Raw genomic sequence first — 24116 nt, forward strand, 5'->3', positions numbered from 1 at the left:
TCTGTCACCTGACCGCCGCACACGGTATGGACAGCAGTTGCCCCCAGCAACTCCAATACCGCGCATGACGCCTCCCAACCCGCAGGACGCCCTGCGCGCAGCCGCCGCGCACGTGAGCCGCCGCCGCTTCCTGACCGCCACCGGTGCCGCCGCCGCACTGGCCTTCTCCGTGAACCTGCCCCGGGCGCACGCGGACGAGCCGGCGGACCCGGGGACGATCCATCAGGAGCCCTTCACGCTCGGCGTCGCCTCCGGCGACCCGGCCCCCGACGGAGTGGTGCTGTGGACCCGGCTCGCGCCCGCGGCGTTCGAGCCCGACGGCGGCATGCCGCAGGCCCCGTACCTGGTCGACTGGGAGGTCGCCCACGACGAGGGCTTCCGCCGGGTCGCCCGGAGCGGGCAGGAGCTCGCCCACCCCGAGTTCCACCACACCGTGCACGTCGAGGCCGACGGGCTCGCGCCCGGCCGTCCGTACTACTACCGCTTCCGGCTCGGCCGCTGGACGAGCACCGTCGGCCGTACGAGAACCGCGCCGCCGCACAACGCGCACAACTCCGCAATGCGCTTCGGCGTGATCGCCTGCCAGAACTACCCGGGCGGCTACTACACCGCCTTCAAGCACCTCGCCGACGAGGACCTCGACGCCGTCTTCCACCTCGGCGACTGGATCTACGAGGGCGCCGTCTCCTCCACCGGCGGCAGCCGCGCGTACCCCGCCGGCACGCTCCCCGACGTCTTCAACCACGAGACCGTCACGCTGGAGGACTACCGGCTGCGCTACGCCCTCTACCGCAGCGACGCCGACCTGCGCGCCGCCCAGGCCGCCCACCCCTGGATCCTCACCTGGGACGACCACGAGGTCGAGAACAACTACGCGGGCGCCGTCTCCCAGGACAACCTGCCGCCCGAGGAGTTCCTCGTGCGGCGGGCCGCCGCCTACCGGGCGTACTGGGAGAACCAGCCGCTCCGCAAGCCCCAACGCCCGAGCGGCGCCGACCTGATGCTCTACCGGCGGCTGCACTACGGCACGCTGGCGCAGTTCGACGTCCTCGACGGCCGGCAGTACCGCAGCGACCAGGCGTACGGCGGCGTGTGGGCGCCGCCGGGGCCGGACGCGGACGACCCGGCGCGCACGATGCTCGGCGCGCAGCAGGAGCAGTGGCTCGCGGACGGCTGGCGCGACTCGCGGGCGCGGTGGAACGTCGTGCCGCAGCAGGTCGTGATGGCCGAGCGGCGCAGCGAGCCGATCGAGACATACAACGTCAGCATGGACGCCTGGGACGGCTACACCGCCGCCCGGACCCGGTTCCTGGACGCGGCGGAGGCGGCGGGGGTGGAGAACCTCGTCGTCCTCACGGGCGATGTCCACGTGCACTACGCGATGGACGTCAAGCGCGACTACGCCGACCCCGCCGCGCCCGCCGTCGCCAGCGAGATCGTCGCCTCCTCCATCAGCAGCGGCGGCAACGGCGCCGAGCGGCCCGCGAACTACGACCGGCTCACGCAGGCCAACCCGCACCTGCGGTTCTACGACGGCCGCCGCGGCTACGTGACCGTCGCGCTGGACCGCGAGCAGTGCCGCGCGGACTTCCGCGTGGTGCCCTACATCACCACCGAGGGCGCCCCCGTCGCGACCGTGGCTTCCTATGCGATCGCGGCCGGGCAGCCGGGACTGAACCGGGTGTGACGGGCCCGCCGGCGGGTGCGGCGCCGGCGGCGGGCGCGGCGCCGGCGGCAGGTGAGCCGCCGGGGCCTCCCGAGCCGCTGGCGCCGCCCGAGCCGGTGGCGCCGTCGGCGGCGACCGAGCGGCTGACGGCCGCGACCCTGAGCCACAGGGCCGCGGCCTTCAGCGCGGAGCCGGCGCACAGGCCCCAGGCGGCGCCGAGCACGCCGCCGGCGGCGTAGCCGGTGAGCATGCAGCCGACCGAGAGCAGGGAGAAGACGACCTGGATCGCCAGGGTGCTCTCCGGGCGCAGCACGCGCAGCGTGAGCAGCGCGCTGGTGCCCAGGGCGATGCCCGCGTACTGGCTGCCGGTCGCGGGCAGCAGCGCGGACGTCGACGCCCAGGTGTCGCCGAGGAGTTCGCGGCCGGCGAAGTCGGGGAGGAGGACGAGCACGGTCGTCCAGGCGGCGGCGGTGCCGGCGAGCAGGGCGGCGAGGGCGGCGGCGGAGCGGAGCTTGCTGCGCAGGTTCGGGATGCGGTTCATCACCGGCGGGCCGAAGGACGTCGCGGAGTTGTAGAGGACGTTCATCGGCCCGTACACGGTGGTGGCGCCGCGCAGCGCGCCGACCGCGAGCTGGCTGGCGACGAGGCCGAGGCCGATGACCGACAACTGCGTCGCGCCGTTGCCCACCGCGAACTCCACCACGAAGCGGCGGCCGAGGTGCCCCCGGCGCAGATAGCGCCGCCAGTCGCCCCGGGCCCCGCGGACCCGGGCCGCGGCCAGCGCCAGGCAGAGCAGCAGCGCGGGCAGCGCTGAGGCACCCCACACGGCGATGAGCCGCGCGGGGGACGAGCCGTCCGGCTGCAGCACGAGCGCCGGCACGGCGACCGCGAGCCGCAACAGGTCGGCCAGGAGCGCGTGGTGCGGCAGCCGGAGCGCGGCGAAGCAGTAGCGCAGCACGTCGTGCAGGAGCACGACGGGCAGCACCACGCCGAGCATGGCCAGCCCGTGCGCCAGCTCGCCCGGCACCGGGGCCAGCAGCAGGGCCGCCGTCCCGCCGACCGCGGTGGACGACAGCGCCGAGAATGTCACCGCCGACCGGCAGGCGGACGCGACGCCGGTGGCCGGCGGGGGCGGCGCGTCGGGGTCGGGCTCCGCCCAGGACGGGATGTACGGCCCGTCGGGCGCGGTGGCGTCGGCCCCGTCGGACCCCATGCCCGCGCCGGCCGCGCTCCCCGTGCCCCCCTTGTCCCCCTTACCCCCCCTACTTCCTCTGCCGTTCTTGCCGTCGCGCTCCAGCACCAGCGCCTGGCCCACGAAGCTGCTCTGCACACCCAGCACGACGGTGAACGTCATGTAGACGATCGAGAAGACCGCGAACCCCTCCGCCGACGACTCCCGCGCCGCGACCACCAGCACCGCGATGTTCGTCAGCGCCGCCACGCCCTGGTCGGCGACGGAGGAGGCGATCGCCCAGCGGGCGCGCATCTACCGCCGCGAGGAGCGCACGGCCCGGCCGCCGGCCGGGTAGTCCGCCCCCGCGGCCTCGGCCGGCGGCGCCGGCACCGCCGTACCCGCACCCGCCTCGGCGGCGCGGCCGTCGCCCCGGCCGGCGCCTCTGCCCGACCGCCCGCCGGCATCGGGCTCGCCGCTGCCGTGCGAGTGCAGCACCGCCCCGAGGACCGTGCCGCCCGCACCCGATATCAGCTCGCGGATCCGCGCCAGGTCCTCGCGGTGCACCTGCCGCGGGTCGCAGACGACGAGCACGCCGTCGACCCGGTCGGCGAGCGCCAGCGCGTCCGCGTACGACAGCACGGCCGGCGCCAGCACCACCACGAGCGACCCCGGCGCGTCCGCCTCCGCGATCAACTGCGTGGCGGGCGCGGACGTCAGGGCCCGCGCGGCGTTGCGCACCCGGGTGCCGGGGATGAGGTCGAACGCGCCGGACTCGCCCGCGTCGATCGGCACCTGCAGGCCCGTCGGCCAGCCGCCGTCACCGCGCGACGGCGTACGGGCCCAGCCGGGCCGCACCCCCTCCGCGGCGCTGAGCCGGGCCGACAGGCTCGGCGTGCGCAGGTCCGCTTCGACGAGCAGCACTTCGTGCCCCATCTCCACGAACGACGCGGCCAGGTTGACCGAGACCGCGGCGGGGATGTCTATGCTGCCGCGCGGCGCCACCACCAGCAGCCGCCGCCGGTCGGCGAAGCGCTGGTCGTACGCCAGCCGGAAGGCCATCGAGCGGTACTCCTCTGCGACCCTGCCGGTGGCCAGCAGCCCGCCGGGCCGGCGGGTGCGCGGCAGGGTGCCCAGCACCGGGGCGTGCAGCGCCCGCACGACGTCGCTCTCCGAGCGCGCCGTGGGGTCGAAGACCAGGCGCACCCACGCGACGACCAGGCCGAGGCCCACGCCGAACGCGCCGCCGAGGCCGAGCAGCATCAGGAACCCCGGCCCCGCCGGCTCGGCGGGCGGCGTGGCGTCCCGCACGACGTGCCCGGGGGTGGTGTCGAGGGCCTGGAGCTTGGCGCGGTCGGCGGTGATCTCGCCGATGCTCTGGCTGAGCGAGGAGCGGGCGGACAGCGCCGACTCCAGCGCGCGGCCCTCGCCGAGCGACTCGATCTCGTCGTCGAGCGAGTCCCGCTCGGCGACCAGCGGTTTGATCTGGTCGTCGTACGCCTCGACCATGTTGTCGATCGTCCGCTTGCTCTTGTCCTCGCGGTACGCGAGGTAGGCGGCGGCGAAGGCATTGGAGCGCTCGGCGGCGGTGTCGGGGTCGTCCGCGCTGTAGTCGAAGCGGAGCACCAGCGTGTTCGGCGGGTTGGTGACCTGGAGGCCGTGCTGCAGCTTCTCGCCGTCCTCGGGGTGGCCGACGTCTTCGGCGACGATCCTGGCGACCGCGTTGCTCGCGGCGGTCTGCCGCTCGGTGCCGATGTTCTCCTTGATGGCCGTGGCGTCGCTGCCGGAGGCGAAGGGGTCCAGGCTGACCTGGCGGAGCGTGACCTCGCTGGACGCGATGTACTCGTCGCCGGAGGCGAGGGCGATCCACCCGCCGCCGAGCAGCCCGAGGACGACGCCCAGGACGATCATCCCGCGGTAGCGCAGCAGTTGCCGGAACTGGTCGCGCAGCAGGTCAGGCTCGTCCTGCGGCGGTACGGCGTGGCTGTCGCCAGGAACGTGCTGTGACATGGTCTCGGCCCCCCTCAACCGGTCTCGTCAGTATGCGGGACAGGCCCCCCGGCCCGCTCGCCGACCGCCTTCGGCCTGTGGAAAACCGGCGGCTTGTGGACAACCGGCCCCCCGGCCCCGTCCGGATCCCTGTCCGTATCCCCGTCCGGGGCCTCGTCCAGGGCCTCGTCCAGCAGCGCGGTGATCCGGCCCAGACCCGCCTCGCTGCTCAGGTGCTCCCGCACGTACACCGGCCCCTTGGCCCCCAGCGCGTCGGCAGCCGCCGGGTCCCCGGCCAGCGTACGCACCGCCGCCAGCAGCGCCGCCGGGTCCTCCGGCGGCACCACGGTGCCCGCGCCCGCGCGCCGCATCTCCTCCGCCGTGCCCCCGCCGTCGGCGACCGAGGCGACCACCGGCCGCCCGGCGGCGAAGTACGAGGTGAGCTTCGACGGCACGCTCATGTCCAGCACCGACGAGCGCTGGGTGACGGCCAGCACGTCCGCCGCGGCCAGCACGTCGGTGAACTCCGCGTCGTCCGCGGGCGGCAGGAAGTCCAGGTTCGGCAGCCCCGCGCCCAGCGCGGCCAGGTGCTCGCGCTGGTTGCCTTCGCCCATCAGCACGACCCGCAGCGAGGGGTCGGCCCTGGCCGCCCCGACGAGCACCTCCAGGCCCTGCTTGAGGCCCATGTTGCCGGAGTGCAGCAGCACCGTCTGCCCGTCGCGCCACCCCAGCAGGGCGCGCATCTCGGCGCGCGGCCGGGTCGGTTCGGCCACGTGGGACCAGTTGGGGACGATGCGTATCCGCTTCTCGTCCACGCCCATCGCGGCCACACGCGGGACGAACGTCTCGTGGATCACGCCGACCAGCGACGCCCGCCGCAGCACCCGGGACTCCACCGCGCGGGCCGCCGCGGCGGCCCGGCCCCCGCCGCGGATGCCGCTCTGCGCGGCAGCGGCGCCCATCAGGTCCTGTACGACGGGTATGTACGGCACCCCGTGGCGGCGGGCGAGGCGGGCCCCGAGCGCGCCCCCCGCCAGGCTCGGCACCTGCGCGACGACCGCGTCCGGGGCGGCCATGCGGGGCGGCGCGACGACGCCGTGGGCGAGGATCGACGCCTCGTACAGCGCGCGCCGTACGGCGGTCTGCCGGGCGGGTACGGAGTGCCGGCGGCGGTGCAGGCGGACGCCGGCCCGCTCCTCCTCCTTGCGCCACACCCCGCGGTAGTCGTCGGCGACGCGCCAGTCCGGGTAGTGCGGCATGCCGGCCAGCACATGCACCTCGGCGCGACCGGTCCCGGCCCAGTGCTCCGCGATCTGTGTCGCGTATGGGCCGATTCCCGCCTGTTCGGGCGCATAATTGGTCGAAACCAGCAGTACCCGCGTCACCTTGCCATCCCTCGTTTGCCCTCCCGAAGCCCGGCTTGCACCTTATCCGCACCTGCCCGTTATGGTTGACACTCCTGGCGCGCAGGGGGTTGCGCACATATCAGGGGGAATACCTGGGGGGTGCCGTGGCGCACACGGTCGGCTATGCACCGGGGGTCTACGACCTCTTTCACGTCGGACACCTGAACATCCTCCGGCACGCCCGGAGTCGCTGCGACTATCTCGTCGCAGGCGTGGTCTCCGATGAGATGGCCCGGCTGGCGAAGGGCCGCGCCCCCGTCGTGCCGCTGGTCGAGCGGCTGGAGATCGTACGCAGCATCCGGCACGTGGACGCCGCCTTCGTCGAGACCGTTCCCGACAAGCTGGAGACCTGGCAGCAGGTCAGGTTCGACGTGATCTTCAAGGGCGACGACTGGCGGGGCACGCCCAAAGGGGACAAGCTGGAGGCCGACTTCAAGACGGTGGGCGTGGAAGTGGTGTATTTCCCGTACACCGTGCACACGTCGAGCACGCAACTGCGCCGCGCGCTCGACACCCTCGCCCGCCCCCGCAGCCCCCACGGCCCGCGCGGCGAGGCCCCGGTCAGCTCGCCGCAGACAGCTCCCGGAACCATTTCGCCATAAAGGCGATCAGGAACAGCGCCGCCGCCACGGCCAGCGCCGTATAGCCGGCGAGAAACGCGGTCTCGCTGCCCAGCAGCAGGAACACCACGCAGAAAACGCCGTAGTCCACGGGCAGCAGCGCCACCGCCCGCAGCCTGGAAGGCGGCGGGGCGGGCGCGGGGTTCTCGCCGGGGGCGGGCTTCGGCTTGAGCTTGTCGGCCAGCAGCCCGCCGCAGAAGATCAGCACGGCGGCGAGCTGGAAGCCGAGCGGCAGCAGCAGCCAGGCGTCCGAGGACAGGTCGAAGAACCGGTAGAACGAGACGAGGACGGCGGCGTGCACCGTGGTGACCTTCGCGCAGTCGACGACGTGGTCCAGCCACTCGCCGGCCGCGCTCGACTCCCGGCGCAGCCGCGCCAGTTGCCCGTCGGCAGAGTCGAGGGCGAAGCCGGTCACGAGCAGCGCGTACACCGCGACGGCCAGTCCCCAGCCGGGGCGCACCAGCGCGACGGCGGCGATCCCGCCGCCGGAGAACGCCGCGCTGAGCAGCGTCACATGGTTCGGCCGCAGCCCGAGGACGTACGCGCCCGCCGCGAAGATCCGCCCCAGCGGCCGGTTGACGTAGCGCGAGTAGAGCGAGACGCCCTTCGCCGTTTTCTGAGCTTTGCGCAACTCGCTCAGTGCTGCCCCGAATGTCATGCGCAGCATGATGATCGGTCACACCCGTCCCGGGGAAGGGTTTCGGGCCTCCGGAGCCGAATGAGAGCCGAATCACTGCCCGCGCCGCCGGCCGCCGGGGCGGATCCGGTCCCGATCCGGTGCCCCGCCGCAGACCCGGGTAAGGTGACGCCGTTCCCAGGCCCCGCGCAGGAGTCGGAGAAAAAGATCATGCGGATACGCCGCTTCCGGGCGACCGTCGCCGCGGTGCCGTTGCTGGCGGCGCTGCTGACGCTCACGGGGTGCGTCACGGTCCACGGCGAGGAGGTGCTCCAGCCGGCCGTGTCGAAGGGCGAGGCGGACCGCGTCCTCGACCGCTTCGGGAAGCTGAACAACAAGGCCAACGAGGACTACGACCTGGACGTCAACTCCCGTATCGAGGCCGGCGGGCTCCGCGAGATCGACCAGGGCGGCCTGAAGGTGCGCAAGGCCGACTACCCCGAGGGCAACCCCGACTACGAGCCGCTGGAGTTCAGCGACTCCCGCTACCTGATCCCCCAGCAGCGCGGCTGGCCGCGGTGGTTCGTCGCCGACACCCGCACCAACCGCAACGAGCTGCGCTGGCTCCTGGTCTTCAACAAGGAGGGCCCGGAGGCGCCCTGGCACGCGACCCACCTGTCGCTGCTCGACGACACCGAGCTGGCCGCCATCGGCGAGTTCGCCGAGGACGACGACGGCCACGTCCGCCGCGTGCCGCTCGGCGCGTCCGCGGGGCTGACCGTCGCGCCGGGGCAGTTGGGCAAGACGTACGCGGCGTACCTCAAGGACGGCGCGGGCGACGACTTCGCGCCCGGCCAGCACACCTCCGAGCGGGTCGGCGCGCGCGAGCAGTACCGGCGCACGCCCGAGTACGTCACGCAGTACGTCGACGAGGCCACCCCCGAGTACCCGCCGGTCGCGCTGCGGCTGGCCGACGGCGGGGCGCTGGTGCTCTTCAGCAGCCGGCACTTCGTCAAGCAGACGGTGGCCGAGGGCCGCGAGGTCGAGGTGCCGCCGGCGGCCGAGCCGCTGATGAAGGGCACGCCGGAGAAGTCGCTGACGATGGAGCGGGTCTCGCAGCAGGCGGTGGTGGTGCCGCCGCGCGCCGACAAGGGCGACGGGATCGTCTTCTACAACCGCCTGGAAGGGGTGGTGGGCGCCGCGGGGAGCTGAGGGACGGAGCTTCACGTACGCGTACGGGCCGACGGCCCGGCGCGTAGCCCTCAATCCAACGCGGCCCGCAGCTCAGCGCGGCCAGGCCGCCTCGTGCTCCCGCTCCGCGCCCGCGTACGCCGCGCAGGCATCCGTCAGCGCCTCCAGCAGCGTCAGCGGATCCGGCAGCGGATGCTCCGGCCCCCGCAGCCACGTCACGCTCTCGTCGCCCGGCAGCCGCGCCGGCGGCACCAGCACGTAGCTGCCGCGGCAGTGCCAGCGCAGCCCCGGGTGCTCGTCCATCGTCTCGGGACGGCAGTCCAGCTCGCACGGCCACCACTCGTCCTCGTCCTCCGGCGTGCCGCGAGTGGAGGTGAAGAACAGCATCCGCCCCGGCCCCGGCGCCTCCGGGCTGACCGCCACCGGACCGGCCGCGACACCCTCCGCCTCCAACTGCGCCAGCGCCCGCCTGCCCGCCTCCAGCGGCACGTCGAGCACGTCGTGGCTGCGGCCCGTGGCGGTGATGAAGTTGGCCTCCGGCTGGGCGGCGAGCCACCGCTCGACGCGCTGCGCGTCCGCGCTGGCCTGCGTCTGCCAGGCGAAAGAGACGGGATGGCGGCCGGGGGAGGGACAGCCGATGCGCTCGCAGGAACAGCCGTAGCCCTCCGGGTACGCGGCGGGCGCCAGCGGCAGGCCCGCGTCGGCGGCGGCGAGCAGCAGCTCCCTGCGCTCGGCGGCAGCCGCCTGCAGGCGCTCCGCCGCGGCGGCACTGCCGCGCGTCCGGCCGCGGCGGGTGCCGGGAAGCCACTGCGGAAGCCTGCGTGCCCGTGCCATGCGTCCCCTCACCTCGGCCCGTCCCTGGGGCCCGTTCCTCATGCTGTCGCCGGAGCGGGTGCCCGTAGGCCGATACTGTGCCACGGTATGCCATCCGGTCCGCGCGCCGCCCTCCGGTACCGAGGCGCCCGGCGCGGCTCCGGCCGCCGGCCGCGGCCCGGCCCGCCCGCCCGGACCTGCGCGGATGCGGCCCACCAGGCGCTACGGGGCCGGTGCCCGCCCGGCGCCGTACGCGATGAAAACGTGACCACCGCTCACCCGTGCGTATCGCGCTGAATGAGCCTTTGGCGAACCGCACACCCCTGACGCGCTCCCGCGCCCCGCGGCGCGACCCCGGCCACCTGTGCCGCACTGCTGCGCACACGGCCGTTCACCGGGCACCATTCGGTTACGTGCGCCGGCGCGCGTGATCCGCGGGGCCGGCGCTTGGACGTCAGCAGTGAGGAGCCCTCGTTGTTGCGCACAGCCTCGGCGCGCCGGTACCTGATGTGCCCACCGGCACACTTCGCCGTCACGTACTCCATCAACCCGTGGATGGACCCCGCCAAACCCGTCGACCTCCAGCTCGCGCTCGCGCAGTGGGAGGACCTGGTCGCCCGCCAGCGGGCCCTCGGCCACCGTGTCGAGCTGCTGGACCCCGACCCCGCCCTGCCGGACATGGTCTTCGCCGCCAACGGCGCGCTCGTCGTCGACGGCCGCGTGCTGGGCGCACGCTTCGCGTACCCGCAGCGCAGCGGCGAGGCCACCGCCCAGCGCCGCTGGTTCCGCGCGCACGGCTTCGCCGACTACCACCTGCCGGAGCACGTCAACGAGGGCGAGGGCGACTTCGCCGTCACCCGCTCCTGGATCCTCGCGGGCCGCGGCTTCCGCAGCAGCCCCGAGTCGCACGCCGAGGCGCAGGAGTACCTGGGCCGCCCGGTCATCGGCCTCGACCTGGTCGACCCGCGCTTCTACCACCTCGACACCGCGCTGTGCGTCCTGGACGACTCCACCGACGCCGACGTCATGTACTACCCCGCGGCGTTCTCCCCGGGCAGCCGCGACGTGCTCGCCCGGCTCTTCCCCGACGCCGTCCTGGCGGCGGAGGAGGACGCGCTCGCGCTGGGCCTCAACGCCGTCAGCGACGGCCGCCACGTGCTGCTGCCGCAGGCGGCGGCCGGGCTGGTGGCGCCGCTGCGGGCGCGGGGCTTCGAACCGGTCCCGATGGACCTGACGGAGCTGCTCAAGGGCGGCGGCAGCGTGAAGTGCTGCACGCTGGAGCTGCGCGACTGAGCCGCTGCGGTCCGGCTACGACCCTTCCATGACCCTTCTACGACCCGTCGTGGCCGTCGTCCCCGGGCGGCGGCCACACGTCGCCCCACCGCAGGTCCCGGGCTGCGCGGTAGCGGGCGCCCTGCCGCTTGGACACCGTCGTACGGGCCAGCCCTTCGGCGGCCGTGCACAACTGCAGCAGCACCTGCCCCTTGCGGAGCTGCGGATGCCGGACGACGCGCGCCGGGGCCGGCGCCCCGGCGGGGATCCGGGCCGCGGCCACGTACGCGAACTTCTCGTCTTCGTGGCCCAGTTCGCCGCCCTTGATACGGCGGTGCAGCGCGGAGCGCTGCACGCGGGCGGCGAAGTGGCACCAGTCGGCGGTGCCCTCCATGGGACACGCCGCGCTGTGCGGACACGGCGCCAGCACCTCGAACCCGGTGTCGACGAGCTGCCGCCGGGCCGCCAGCACCCGCCGGTATCCGTCGGGGGTGCCGGGCTCCACGACCACCACGGCCCCGTCGGCCGCCTCGGCGGCGCGGGCGACGGCCTCGTGCCGTACGTGCTCGGGCAGCTCGCCCAGGACGTACGACAGGGTGACGAGCCCGACGGCCGGCCACCCGGCGCCGGCCGGGGCGGGGACTGAGCCGGCCGGCCGCGGACCGTCGGGGCGGAGGGCTGCCGGGGCGGCCGGCTGCGGGGCGGCGTGGCCGGGGGCCGCCGGGGCACGGTCTTCCGGGGCGGGAGCCGCCGGGGCACGGTCTGCCGGGGCAGGGGCCCCCGGGGCGGGGGCCGCCGGGGCAGGAGCCGCCGGGGCAGGGGCCCCCAGGGCGGGGGCCGCCGGGGCGGCGCCCAGCGGGTGGCGGCGCCACTCCGCGGCGCGCACCGCCGGGTCCGCGGCGCCGGCGGCCAGCTCGCGGCCGAGCGCCAGCGCCGGTTCCGCCTGGTCGAGGACGACGGTCGGGCGCGCCCCGTCCGGCCAGACGGCCGCCGCCGCCCAGACCGCGGCGCCGGTCCCGCCGCCCGCGTCGAGGTGGCTGTCCGGCTCCCAGCCGGGCGCGGCACCGGCCAGCGCCCGCAGCGCGGCCCGTACGGCCTGGAACGTGGCGGGCATGCGGTACGCGGCGTACGCCGCCACGTCGTCCCGGTCGCGCAGGGCGGGGGCGGGGCCGCCGCCCCGGTACCCGGCGACAAGCCGCTCCACGGCCGCGGCGGTGCGCCGCGCGGGCACGCCGTCGAGCAGCCGGTCGAGCCCGGCGCGGAGATCGTCCTCGGCATTCACGCCCCGAGCCTACGGCCCGCGCCGCACCCGACCGGAACGCGGCACCGGCACCGGCACCGGCACGGGCACCGGCACGGGCACCGCCCGCACGCCGCCCCGCACGCCGCGCACGGAACGCACTCGGCCGGCTCCGGATCCGGCCGCCCCGCCCCCAGCCGGCAGGCGGTCAGCGCAGCCGCTTGTGCTCCTCCGGCCGGAACGTCGTCACCAGCGCCAGACACAGCACCGCGATCCCGATCCGCCCCGTGGCCTGCAGCAGCGGCCCCCGCAGCAGGATGAACGAGTACCCCGCGACCAGCGGGACCACCGTCGCCATCACGTTCCCCGGATCCCGCGACATGTGCCCCGACTCGGCGAACCGCCGGTCCGTACGCGCCGCCGCGTACCCCACCAGCATCAGCCCGCCCGCCATGCCCAGTGGCCCGAAGTCCAGCCACAGCTCCGTCCACAGCGGCGAGGACAGATTGACGTTCGTCATCCCCATCCACGTGCCCACCTTGACGCCGGAGTCGAGCTGCTTGCCCTCCCACACCGACCGGGGCACGAAGAAGAACGCCGACGACGCCAGTTGCTTGCCGTACGTGTGGCCCGTGCCGGAGTCCGCGTACGAGATGGTGTTCGCGAACATCACCGTCTGGTCGTAGTCCTTCATCACCAGCGGCTCCAGCACCGAGCCCGACTGCGTCTGCTTCTGTCCGCCCTCGTCGTAGCGGAACTTGTCCGCGAACGGGAACAGCAGCACCGCCGCGGCCACGCCCCCCGCGAGCGCCGCCCGGTACACCACGGGGCTGCGCGGGAAGGCGGTGAACAGCAGCGCGAAGGCGACCGTGAGGAACCAGTAGCGCGGGTTGGAGATCGGGTTGTTGACGATCGCGTTGATCAGGACGAGCCCCGCCCACGGCAGCACCACGGCCGGCTGCCGCCTGGCCCGCCGGGACACCACCAGCCAGCGCGTCATCATCAGCAGCGCCAGCAGCGCGGGCACCGTGCCGAAGCCGCGCAGGAACGCCGAGCCGACCTGCGAGTCGGACGTGCCGCCGCCGGTCAGCTCGTCGCTGATGGCCTGGCGGCTGCCGAAGAACGGCGCCGGGCCGCCGAAGGAGGCGATGAGCAGGCCGCTGCCGGCGTACGCGAGGATCACCAGCAGGTACAGGCGGCGCTTGTTGACCGACGCCGCGGGGCGCGGCCGGCTCACCCGCGCCGCCGAGGCGTGCCGCGCCAGCAGCGCGCCGACGTCGAAGGCGACGAAGCCGGCGAGCACCAGCGCCACCGCCATGGTGAAGTCGCCGCGGGTGCCGACCACGGGCGTGGGCGTCTGCTCCAGCACGATCTGCGCGAGCGGCGCGACGCCCATCGCGACGTAGCAGAAGAGCCAGACGGTGCCCTGGATCAGCCGCCGCCGGGTGGTGAGGATCATCGCGGACAGCCGTGCGCCCGCGTAACAGGTAGTGGCGAGCTGGAGCCAGAACACCGCGTCGCGCACGTCGGGCTGGGAGCGGCCGGCGACCGCCAGCGGCAGGACGAAGACGAGGGCGACGACCAGCGGGACGGCGAGCGCGCGGGAGAGCACCGCGCGGGGGGCGGGGCTCTTGGGGATGACGAACGGCGCGAACGGGCGCCGGGTCCGGGCGGCGGAGCCGCTGGCGGTGTCCGTGCCGGTGTCCGTGCGTGTGGCGGCACGGGAACGGCGCGCGGCCTTCGCGGCGAGCGGCGCCATCCGGATCTGGACGGTCTCGTCGAACGGCACGTGCCCCCCGCCGTCGCCGGACCGCGGCCCGCCCGCCTGGTCTGCCATCGCCTGAATTGCCCCCGCCCGTATCGCCCCGTGTAGCCGCTCCGCAACCGAAGACAGTCTAAATAGGCGCAGGGTTGTGCGCCGGGTAGGCTCCGGGAACGTACGTACGGTACCGGGGGGTGCCGGGGAGGGGACCGTCTTGAGAGTTCTGCACGTCGTCACGCTGCACACGCCCACGAACGACTTCGGCGGGCCCACGCGCGTCGCGCTCAACCTGTCCAAGGGGCTGCGGGCCCGGGGCGTCGACTCGCGCATCGCCACCCTCGGCGACGGCTTCGACGGACCCCTGCCCCGCGACATCGACGGCGTGCCGACGTGGATGCACCAGGCCAAGCACGTCCTGCCGCGGTTCGAGGTGAGCGGCATCACCTCGCCGGCGCTGCTGGCCCGCGCCCGCCGCCTCGTCCGCTCCGCGGACGTCGTCCACGTGCACCTCATGCGGGACCTCATCACGCTGCCGTTCGCGCTCATCGCGCAGCAGGCCGGGGTGCCGGTCGTGCTCCAGACCCACGGCATGATCGACCCCACCGAGAAGCCGGTGGCCCGCGCCGTCGACGTACTCGGACTGCGCCGCGCGCTGCGCAGGGCGGACGCGACGCTGTACCTCACGGAGTTCGAGCACGGCGAGATCCAGGCCGTCATCCCGGACACGCCTCTGAACCGCCCGCGCCGGCTCGTCAACGGCGTACTGCCGCAGGAGCGCAGGCCCGCGCGGGCCGAGGGGCCGCCCACGGTCGTGTACGTGGCGCGGGTGCAGGAGCGCAAGCGGCCGGAGGACTTCATCCGGGCGATCCCCGTGGTGCTGGCGAAGTACCCGGACGCGCGCTTCGTCCTCGCCGGTCCCGACACCGGCGCGCTGGCCGAGCCGATGATGCGGCTGGCGGCTGAACTGCGGGTGGCCGACTCGGTCTCGTACGTCGGCTCCCTCACCCCCGACGAGGTGCTGGCCCAGCACCGCACCGCCGACGTCTACGTCCTGCCGTCCGTCGTCGAGCCGTTCCCCGTCTCCGTACTGGAGGCCATGTCGGTCGGCGTCCCCGTCGTGATCACCCGCACCTGCGGCCTCGGCCCCGACGTCGCGGAGGCCGGCGCGGGCCGCGTCCTCGACAGCCGCGCCGACACCGACAACGGCCCGCTGGTCGGCCAGGCCGTGCTGGAACTCCTGGACCCGGCGGCCAACGAGGAGGCGTCGCAGGCCGCGTGGGGCCTGATCAACGACCGCTTCGCCATCGACGGCGTGGTGGACACCCTGCTGGGCGTCTACGACGAGGTCCGCCGCTGACGCACCCGCGGCCGGGGCATCGCGTCGCCGGGCTGCTCTCTGCCCGGCCGGGCCCGGTTCGCCCCGGGGTTGGTCCTGGGGAGTTCGGCGGTGCAGGTGGCGCGGCCGTGGGGGCCGGTGGCGGTGGCGCGTTGGCGGTGCTGGCCGGCGACGGCGACGGTGCAGGTGGCGCGGGTGCCGTCGGCGGGGAGGACGACGGTGAGGGTTGCCGTCTTGCCCAGGGGCACCTCGACGGAGGCCGTCCAGGGCAGCTTGGCGCTGGGCACCACGGTGCCGGTGCCTTTCTGGCTGTTCCCGACGTAGGTGATGTGGGCGTTGCCGGTGCCCTGGACTGTGTAGGTGACGGAGGCGGTGGGCGCCTGACGCTTGTGGGGTGCGGGGTCGTCGTCGCGGGCTATGCCGTAGAGGAGGAGTCCGGCTGCTGCTAAGGCGGCGACCGCGGCGGCGATGGTCCGCTGTTTCCGCGGGGAGAATGCCGGGGGGTGTGGGTTGTCTGTTTCGTTTTCCGCGGGTGTCGCGGTGTGCATGGGTGATGTCCTCCGGCGTGTGGAATGGGGGGAGAGCGTAACGGGCGGGGGCGCCGAATGTCAGCGGTGGGGAGAGGTCGAGGTGAGTCCTTTGCCGGTGATGAATTCCTCGTGGACTTGGGGGTTTGCGGGCTCGTTCGCGGGGCAGGGCGGCGGCGCACCTTGTAGTTGGCGAGAATTCGCCGTTGGTGGCCGAGTCTGGGTGCCTGGCAGGGTGGCGGGGGCCGGGCGGGCTGTTGCGGCGGGGTGACCTGGGCAGTGGCGGTGGGCCTGTGTGTGCCCGTGGGCTTACGGTGTGTCGCTAATTGAGGGTTGTTTGTCCTTGTTCAGGTGTATATCGCCGTTCGGTTGACAGGTGCACTGCGATCCGTTGAGGATCTGCGGTGCCCCCCTTGTGATGCGTGTTCTGTGCTGGCCGGGTGTGTGCCCGTCCGGTTATTCGGCGTGCCGTTTTCCGCGTGTGTGTTTGTGCGCGGGAATTGTGTGGAGGGATGCGGGATGAGGGCTCGGCTGGGGCGGGTTGTTTCGTCTGTGGTGGCGTCGGCGTTGATGGTGACATTGCTGCCGCAGCCGGCTTTTGCGGCGGGTTCGACGCCCGGGGCGGGTGGGCTGGTCGACACCGTCAAGGACTGGTTCACAGATGACGATCCGGATGATGACGAGCCGCCGTCGAGCGACAGTCTGACGCCGGCGAGCCGGGAGAAGCTGCCTGCGGGGAAGGCCGAGCCGCAGGCGAAGCGGGTGAAGGAGCTGAAGTCGAAGCGGACGCCGGAGGCGCGGTTTTGGCGGATGTCGGATGGGCGGGTTGAGGCGGAGTTGGCGGCGGCGCCGACGTCGTATGAGACGCGGGGTGGTTCGTGGAAGCCGATCGACACCGCGGTGAGGGCGTCGGACGCGGAGGGCTACGCCTACGCCAACACCACGAACCTGGCGCGGAGTTTCTTCGGTGACTCGGCTGGCCGGCTGCTGAGGGTGGAGGCGGAGCTGGGTCAGTCGGTGACGTTCGGGTTGAAGGGCGCGGCGGGTGGGCTGAAGCCGCGCGCGGAGGGCGACACGGTCACCTATCGCGATGCGGTGCACGGTGCGGACCTGTCGTATCGGGTGGGTGCGGGGGAGGTGAAGGAGGACATCGTCCTGGATGAGCGGCCCGACGGTCCGGTGTCGTTCGCCTTCACGATGGACGTGACCGATGGTCTGACGCCTCAGGCGCGGAAGGACGGTTCGGTGGCGTTCTTCCATGAGACGCATCGGGATGCGGTGCTGGTGATTCCGGCGCCGTTCATGACGGATGCGGCCAAGGACGCTTCGTCGCCGTATGGCAGGGCGTGGAGTCCGAAGGTCCGGCAGGAGCTGAGCCGGGACGGGGAGCGGTGGCTGCTGACGCTGACGCCGGATGCGGGCTGGCTGGCTGCGGACAAGCGTGAGTATCCGGTGCGGATCGACCCGACGATCACGATTGCGCCGTCGCCGTCCCAGTCGCAGGACGTGATGGTGCTCTCCGACGAGCCGGGGGTGAACTTCGCGCCGGCGTGGAACATGTCGGTGGGCACGACGGAGACGGGTGTGGCGCGTTCGCTGGTCAAGTTTCCGCTGGGTGAGATTCCGGCGGGGGTGGATGTGGATGCCGCGCGGCTGAGCCTGTACTACGACCAAGCGCACACTACCGGCGGTAAGAGCGTGAAGATCCAGGCGTATGAGGCCACTGGTGCGTGGGATGAGTCGACGGCCACCTGGGACAGCACCAAGGATCTGGTGGGGGATCTGTCGGGTACGAAGGTGCAGTTGGACGACGGCAGCGCCGGTACGGCCGCGGTGGGGGACTGGACGCGGGTGGCGGGGGCCGGGATCGAGTCGGACTACCGCTACAACCAGAACTCGGCGACGGGTGAGTCGTACGCCTGGCAGCCGCAGGTGCCGGAGACCGCCAGCTACCTCACGGACGTGTACGTGCCGGGGGTGGGGGATGCGGCGCCGGCGGCGCCGTACGAGATCAGGCACCGGGACGGGACGTCGACTTTCACTGTGGACCAGCGCGGGACGTCCGGCCGGTGGGTGGACCTGGGCACAGGCGAGCTGAGCTACGCCAAGGGCACCGGGAACACGATCAAGCTGGGGGATACCGGGGACGCGTCGAGTAAGAACCTGGCGGATGCGGTGCGGTTGGTCAACCGGGCGGAGGTGTGGAAGGACGCGGGGGAGTACAACGAGTGGCACAACTTCCCGGTGAAGAACTCGGTGCAGGAGTGGGTGGACGGCACCCTGCCCAACAACGGTTTCGTGCTCAAGGCGTACGACGAGACCCCGACAGGAGCCGACGCGCGTGGTGGGCCGCGGTATGAGGCCGGTGACGGCTCCTACGGCGGGGAGACCTCCACCATCCCCAGGCTGACGGTCTCCTACGGCCGTATCGGCACAGCGCTGGACTCCCCGACGGTGGTGCACGGCACCGGTCCGGAGCTGCACTGGAAGCCGTACACGAACACCACTGGGGATGCGGGGGCGGATTTCGCGGAGTACCAGATCCACCGCTCGACGCAGCAGGCGTTCACTCCCTCGGCGGCGACGCTGATCGCGCCGATCGGTGAGCAGGCGGCGGACAAATTCACCGACACCACGGCGACGCCGTCGCCAGATCCGGGGCCGGAGATCGGGAAGTCGTACTACTACCAGATCGCGGTCAAAACCGCCGATGGTGACCTGTTGGGCTCGCCGACGCGGATTGTGGGGATTCCGAAGGCGGGCCGGACGATGAAGCTCATCCAGGGCTCGGCCGGTGGGGCGGTGGCGGATACGACGTTGTCGTCGGCGCAGCCGAACACCAGCCAGGACACCATCGAGTCCTGGGGCGTGGGCCAGAACTGGCTTTCCGTGGGCAACAACTCCGATACCTACGGCACCACCCGCGCGTTGTTGGACTTCGACACCTCCACCACCATCCCCACCACCGCAACCGTGCTTGAGTCGCAACTGCAGATGTGGGGCACCCAGACCACCCGGGACGAGGGCTCCACCGGCGCGGTGTATGAGTTGCGGCCGTTGACGAAGGGTTTCGGTGAGGCCGGCGCCACGTGGAACAACAACACCTCCACCGGAACCTGGGCCACCCCGGGTGGCGATTACGGTGCGACGGTCTCCGACACCGTGCCGCAGTTCGAGGAGGAAGTCGGCCGCCAGACCTGGGACGCCACCTCGATGACCCAGGACTGGGTGGACACCCCGGCATCGAACAAGGGCGCCATGGTCAAACTCGCCGACGAATCCGCCACCGGCCCACAGGAACGCTCGCTATGGCTGTCCTCCGAGGGCCAGGATCAGCAGTTGGGCCCGTTGCTGCGGGTGATCTATGTCGATGCCACTGCCGAGTCGACGTATTACGCGCCTAGTACGCCGCAGCGGATGACGCCGAACAGCACGTACAACGTCGATGTCACGTTCACCAACACCACCGACTTCACCCTCAACGCCAACCCGGGCACCTGGGGGCTGTCGTACCGGTGGACCCTGCCCGACGGCAGCACTCCGCCCGGCCTGGGGCAGCCGGTCGTCACCGGCCTGCCGGACAGCATTCCACCTGGCACAGAGAAAACCGTCACGGCGCAGGTCAAGACGCCGATCAACTCCGATTCGGGAAACAAGCGCACCGACTACCAACTGACCTGGGATGTCTACCGCGATGATGTGGACAGGTGGCTGTCGGACCAGGAGGGCATCCCCGCCCTCACCCAGCGCGTGGCCGTCGAGGACCCCACCTCTGATGAGCTCGGTCTGGAGAAGTTCTACTCCTACACGGGCACACCCGCCGGCGCCGGCTCGGCGGTGATGAACAACACTGCCGCCGGCAACGCCGTGTGGTCGTACAACGCGTTCGCCAACCCTGGCCGCGGCCTGAACACCTTCTTCCGCGTCGCCTACAACTCCCTCGACACCAGCGACACCGTCACCGGCCACGGCTTCACCGCCCAGGCCGCCGGCCCACTGCGCCTCGGGGCGCCGCTGGACTTCCACCCCAACCCAAATCCGACCGAAGTGCGGTGGCCGGACGGCGACGGAACGACCCACGTCTTCGAGAAGCAGGAGGACGGCACGTTCAAGGCCCCCGCGGGCGTGCACTACAAGCTTGAGCCCAAGCAGGATCTGGACTGTACTCCGGCGAAGGATCCGATCCCGGATGCCTGGTCGGCGACCCGGCCGGACGGCACCCGCTTCTACTTCGGCTGTGATGGTTACCTGACGTCGGTCGTCGATTCAAACGGGAACACGCAGACGTACACGTACACCGAGCGTAAGTCGAACAACAAGCCGGTGAAGTTCCTGGATTACATCACCGACCCCGCCGGCCGCCGCTCTCTTGAGGTTGAGTACTACCACAAGGGCGACGCGTCGTATGACTTCATCAACGACGCGGGCGAGCAGGTCACTGACTCGAACCTGACGAACTCCAAGATCTACGACCACGTCAAGTCGGTCACCGATATCTCCGGCCGCAAGCTCGCCTTCTTCTACACCACCAAGGGTCTGCTGGGCCGCATGGTCGACGGCGCCGGCAGCGGGCAGCCGAAGGAGTTCGACTTCACCTACGACGCCACCCAGGGCAACAAGAACGTCAAACTCACCGCCGTCCAGGATCCCCGCCAGAACACCACCGCCTTGGACTACAACGACCCCTCCGACGGGGACGACCCGGCGTATCACTGGTGGACCAAGACGATCACCGACCGGCGCGGCAACGGCACCGGCTTCATCTATGCCGCGGGGGATGCGGACAACCCGGAGGACAACCCGAAGTTCACCGACACGAAGGTCACCGACGCCGAGAACCACGCCACCGACTTCACCACCGATGACTTCGGCCGCCCGGTGGAGCTGACCAACGCCAAGAACGAAACCACCCGGATGTCGTGGGACGCGGACAACAACGTCACCTACCTCCGCGAAAACAACGGCGCCGAGACCGCCTACTGCTACGACCCCGCCACCGGCTACCCCCTGTGGCAACGCGACGCCGAACAGAACAACGCTGCAGGCGGCGTCCCCGACCCGGCCGCATGCACCGACGGCGCCACTCCCGACAACGCCAGCGTGTACGAGTACTCCCCGCGCGTCGGGGACGCGTATGTGAAGGACCTGTGGCGCAAGACGTCGCCCGAGGGCCGCGCCTGGACCTTCGGCTACGACAGTTACGGCAACCTGCTCACGGTCACCGACCCCAAGGGCACCGCCACCGCGGAGGACGGCGACTACACCACCACCTACACCTACGACGCCCACGGCCAGCTCCAGACCGCCACCGACCCACGCGGCAACACCACCACCAACGCCGACTTCACCCCCACCGGCTACCCCCGGCTGATCACCGACGCCAAACAGCAGTCCACAGGATTCGTCTACGACGAACGCGGCCAGGTCCTCGAAGTCACCGACGCCAGGGGCAAGACGACGACGCAGGAATACGACACCTTCGGCCGCCCCGGCGAGAACGTCGTCCCCAAGAACCAGGACACGGGGGTGTTCATCACCACCCCCGCACCGGTCTACGACGCCAACGACAACATCACCCGGGCCACTGCCCCCAACGGCGCCGTCTCCACCGCGGTCTACGACGAGGCTGACCAGGTCACGGCGGCCACGGCCCCGGACAACAACACCACGGGCCGGGAGACCCGCTACACCTACGACGCGGTGGGCAACCTGCTGACCACGACCGAGCCGAAGGGCGTCGCCACCCCCGAGGTCCCCGACGACTTCACCACCACCAACACCTACGACGCGGTCTACCAGCTCACCGACGTCGTCAACGCCGACGGAGACAAGCTCTCCTACCGCTACGACGACGTCGGCAACCCCACCCACGTCATCGACCCCAAGAAGAACGAAACCCCCGACACCGGCGACTTCACCACCCACACCACCTACGACCTCAACCACCGCCCGAAGACGGTCACCGACGCCGCAGGCGAGACCACCGAGGCCACCTACGACAAAGACTCCCTGGTGGTGGCCTCGACCGACCAGGCCGGCCACACCACCGAGACCGAGTACGACGAACGCGGCCTGCCGGTGGAGCAGCGCGTGCCCTACGACGCCGACGCGGGCACGGTACGCACCACGAAGTTCACCTACGACCAGGCCGGCAACCGCACCGAGGTCGAAACCCCCCGCGGCGTCGCCACCACGCAGACGGCGGACGACTTCACCCACCGCACCACCTACGACGAGCTGAACCGGCCGACACGGCTGTACCAGCCCTACGACCCGAACGACGCCCGCTACAACAACCCCGACATCTACACCGAGACGCTCTACGACGAGGTCGGACGGGTCAAGACGGTCTCCGCACCCCCCTCCCACGACCAGACGGTCCGCAATGACACCGTCTACGAGTACTTCGACACCGGCTGGATCAAGACCGCCACCGACCCGTGGGACATCAAGACCACCTACGACTACAACGACCTCGGCCAGCAGACGAGCCGACGATTGACATCTGCGGGCGGCTCCTCGGAACGCCCGATGGACTGGGCCTACTACCCCGACGGGTCCCTGCAGACCAAGAAGGACGCAGGCGTTCCTGACGGATCGGCTGTGGTCCTGGTCGACAACTCCGACACCCAGCACACCTCCGCCTCCGGGACCTGGAAGGCGTCGAAGTCCATCGCGCTGTCCGGCGATCCGAAGGACACCGGGTTCAACCACCGCAGCCAGGCGTCGGGAGACGGGTCGTTCACCTGGCAGACGGTCGTCCCCCGCGACGGCGAGTACACCGCCTATGCCACGTACCCGCAGAAGTCGGATGCGGGCACCGCCGCCTACCGCATCGACCACGCCGGCGGCACCGCGACCAAGAACATCGACCAGGCCAACAACGCCAACCAGTGGGTGAAGCTCGGCACGTACCGCTACAAGCAGGGCATCAAGTCGATCACCGTCTCCGGGACCGGCCGGGGCACCGTCAGCGCGGATGCCGTCAAGCTCGTGCGCTCCTACGATGCGGCGGCCGACACCGAGGAGAAGGTCTTCGGCTACCGCTACGACCTCAACGGCAACCTCACCGACATCGACGACACCAGCACCGGCGCGACGATCGACGCGTACACGATGGCCTACACCGGCCTGAACCAGCTGCAGAAGGTCAGCGAGAACCTGGCTGGTGAGGAGAAGAAGTCCACCGCGTTCACCTACGACGCCAACGGACAGCCCGAGACCGTCACCCACCCCGACCAGTGGGCCGGCTACACCTACAACACCCGCAACCTCATCGACACCGTCAAGATCGCCGACACCACCTCGGAGACCGACCCCACCCGCAAGACCACCAGCTACACCTACACCCCGCGCGGCATGGTCGACGTCGAGACCAAAGCCAACGGCAACCTCCTCGACCACGACTACTACGCCAACGGCGCCCTGAAGACCAGCCGGGAAACCAACGACGGCACCCTGACGGCGTCCCACGCCTACGACTGGGACCCCAACGGCAACAAAGCCGAAGACGTCTTCAGCCGCGTCAACGCCGACACCGGCGTGCTGGCGGACACCACCAGCACCTACACCTACGACCCCGCGGACCGCATCACCACACTCGGCAAGACCGGTCTGGGTGCCGGCACCGAGACCTACGTCCATGATGCGAACGCCAACGTCGTTGAGCAGAGCGTCGACGGGGTGACCACCAGGTTCGACTACAACCGCAACCGGCTGCAGCAGGCCACCGTCACCGGTGACGGCTCCGGTGGCCTCACCTCGGCCTACACCTACGACCCCTTCGGGCGCCTGGAGACGGTCACCGCCGACGGCCAACTCCTGGAGCAGAACACCTACGACGGNTTCGACCACATCGCCGAACACACCAAACTCCAGCCNGACGNCACCACGGCGACGACGAAGTACACCTACGACCCGCTGGACCGCACCACCGCCAAGACCACCGGCGCCGGCACCACAAGCCCGAGTACGACGGACTTCACCTACCTCGGCCTGTCGAAGGAAGTCCTCGACGAGCGGGTCGGATCCGAGATCACCAAGTCCTACCAGTACGGGCCGTGGGGACAACGCCTGTCGCAGATCACCCACAAGTCCGACGGCACCCAGCAGCTCGGCGTCTACGGCTACAACAGCCACTCCGACGTCGAAACCGTCACCGGCGAGACCGGCAACACTACCGCCACCTACGGCTACACCGCCTACGGCTCCAACAACGACGCCGAGTTCACCGGAACCGACAAGCCGGACCCGGCGAATCCCGACGAGGACGCCTACAACCCCTACCGCTTCAACGCCAAACGCTGGGACACCGCCACCAGCACCTACGACATGGGCTTCCGCAACTACAGCCCCGGCCTCAACCGCTTCCTCACCCGCGACACCTACAACGGGGCGCTGGCCGACATGAACCTCGGCACCGACCCCATAACCGGCAACCGCTACGCCTTCACCGGCGGCAACCCCACCACCAGCATCGAACTCGACGGCCACCGTCTCGCCTGCGG

Annotated in this window: 14 protein-coding genes; 6 read left to right on the plus strand and 8 right to left on the minus strand. The window is 71.7% G+C overall.

What is annotated here, in order from left to right; all coding sequences use genetic code 11:
• Positions 1-64 precede the first annotated feature (64 nt).
• Complete coding sequence (locus B124_RS05985) at positions 65-1687, plus strand: alkaline phosphatase D family protein (RefSeq protein ID WP_496501606.1); 1623 nt, start codon at positions 65-67, stop codon at positions 1685-1687.
• Here the strand turns inward: B124_RS05985 and B124_RS05990 are convergent.
• The 3 genes from B124_RS05990 to B124_RS06000 are packed head-to-tail and all read right to left on the minus strand — an operon-like array spanning position 1608 to position 6211.
• Positions 1608-3152, minus strand: coding sequence for an MATE family efflux transporter (locus B124_RS05990; protein WP_496501607.1), 1545 nt, complete (start codon positions 3150-3152; stop codon positions 1608-1610). The two genes, B124_RS05985 and B124_RS05990, sit on opposite strands and share 80 nt — an antisense overlap.
• Positions 3153-4847, minus strand: a complete 1695-nt coding sequence (locus B124_RS05995) for a CpsD/CapB family tyrosine-protein kinase (RefSeq protein WP_496501608.1) — start codon at positions 4845-4847, stop codon at positions 3153-3155.
• Positions 4848-4861: 14 nt separating this feature from the next.
• Complete coding sequence (locus B124_RS06000; RefSeq protein ID WP_496501609.1) at positions 4862-6211, minus strand: glycosyltransferase; 1350 nt, start codon at positions 6209-6211, stop codon at positions 4862-4864.
• A 125-nt stretch (positions 6212-6336) separates the two neighbouring features.
• On the opposite strand from B124_RS06000, the gene B124_RS06005 reads away from it, so the two are divergent.
• Positions 6337-6834, plus strand: a complete 498-nt coding sequence (locus tag B124_RS06005; RefSeq protein WP_496501610.1) for an FAD synthase family protein — start codon at positions 6337-6339, stop codon at positions 6832-6834.
• Here B124_RS06005 and B124_RS06010 read toward each other — a convergent pair.
• A complete protein-coding gene (locus B124_RS06010) occupies positions 6794-7510 on the minus strand; it encodes a CDP-alcohol phosphatidyltransferase family protein (protein WP_496501611.1) in 717 nt (238 codons plus the stop codon). The genes B124_RS06005 and B124_RS06010 overlap by 41 nt on opposite strands.
• Before the next feature lie 144 nt (positions 7511-7654).
• On the opposite strand from B124_RS06010, the gene B124_RS06015 reads away from it, so the two are divergent.
• Positions 7655-8680, plus strand: coding sequence for an SCO2278 family lipoprotein (locus B124_RS06015; protein WP_496501612.1), 1026 nt, complete (start codon positions 7655-7657; stop codon positions 8678-8680).
• A 72-nt stretch (positions 8681-8752) separates the two neighbouring features.
• Here the strand turns inward: B124_RS06015 and B124_RS06020 are convergent, their stop codons facing one another.
• The gene (locus B124_RS06020) at positions 8753-9493 is read right to left on the minus strand and encodes a bifunctional DNA primase/polymerase (RefSeq protein WP_496501613.1); all 741 of its coding nucleotides are present in this window, start codon (positions 9491-9493) and stop codon (positions 8753-8755) included.
• A 456-nt stretch (positions 9494-9949) separates the two neighbouring features.
• Between B124_RS06020 and ddaH the strand changes: the two genes are divergently transcribed.
• Positions 9950-10765 carry a dimethylargininase gene (gene ddaH / locus B124_RS06025; protein WP_496501786.1) on the plus strand — a complete coding sequence of 272 codons (816 nt, stop codon included), beginning with the start codon at positions 9950-9952 and terminating at the stop codon, positions 10763-10765.
• 37 nt (positions 10766-10802) lie between these two features.
• Here ddaH and B124_RS06030 read toward each other — a convergent pair whose 3' ends face one another.
• Together B124_RS06030 and B124_RS06035 are read right to left on the minus strand one after the other, a co-directional pair.
• Entirely contained in the window at positions 10803-11948 is a 1146-nt protein-coding gene (locus B124_RS06030; RefSeq protein WP_496501787.1) for a small ribosomal subunit Rsm22 family protein, read from the minus strand.
• A 244-nt stretch (positions 11949-12192) separates the two neighbouring features.
• A complete protein-coding gene (locus B124_RS06035; RefSeq protein ID WP_496501614.1) occupies positions 12193-13821 on the minus strand; it encodes a hypothetical protein in 1629 nt (542 codons plus the stop codon).
• Positions 13822-13960: 139 nt separating this feature from the next.
• Between B124_RS06035 and B124_RS06040 the strand changes: the two genes are divergently transcribed.
• Positions 13961-15103, plus strand: a complete 1143-nt coding sequence (locus B124_RS06040) for a glycosyltransferase (protein ID WP_496501615.1) — start codon at positions 13961-13963, stop codon at positions 15101-15103.
• Here the strand turns inward: B124_RS06040 and B124_RS06045 are convergent.
• Entirely contained in the window at positions 15082-15630 is a 549-nt protein-coding gene (locus tag B124_RS06045; protein ID WP_496501616.1) for an MmpS family transport accessory protein, read from the minus strand. The genes B124_RS06040 and B124_RS06045 overlap by 22 nt on opposite strands.
• Positions 15631-16128: 498 nt before the next feature.
• On the opposite strand from B124_RS06045, the gene B124_RS06050 reads away from it, so the two are divergent.
• Positions 16129-24116 (plus strand): golvesin C-terminal-like domain-containing protein (locus B124_RS06050; RefSeq protein WP_496501617.1); only part of this gene is annotated, 7988 nt, incomplete at its 3' end.

The organism is Streptomyces sp. CNP082 (assembly GCF_059570535.1).

Bases quoted from the DNA above. Each gene is read 5' to 3' on its own strand.
- B124_RS05985 (WP_496501606.1), top strand. From the start codon at position 65: ATGACGCCTCCCAACCCGCAGGACGCCCTGCGCGCAGCCGCCGCGCAC.
- B124_RS05990 (WP_496501607.1), bottom strand. From the start codon at position 3,152: ATGCGCGCCCGCTGGGCGATCGCCTCCTCCGTCGCCGACCAGGGCGTG.
- B124_RS05995 (WP_496501608.1), bottom strand. From the start codon at position 4,847: ATGTCACAGCACGTTCCTGGCGACAGCCACGCCGTACCGCCGCAGGAC.
- B124_RS06010 (WP_496501611.1), bottom strand. From the start codon at position 7,510: ATGACATTCGGGGCAGCACTGAGCGAGTTGCGCAAAGCTCAGAAAACG.
- B124_RS06020 (WP_496501613.1), bottom strand. From the start codon at position 9,493: ATGGCACGGGCACGCAGGCTTCCGCAGTGGCTTCCCGGCACCCGCCGC.
- B124_RS06035 (WP_496501614.1), bottom strand. From the start codon at position 13,821: ATGGCAGACCAGGCGGGCGGGCCGCGGTCCGGCGACGGCGGGGGGCAC.
- B124_RS06045 (WP_496501616.1), bottom strand. From the start codon at position 15,630: ATGCACACCGCGACACCCGCGGAAAACGAAACAGACAACCCACACCCC.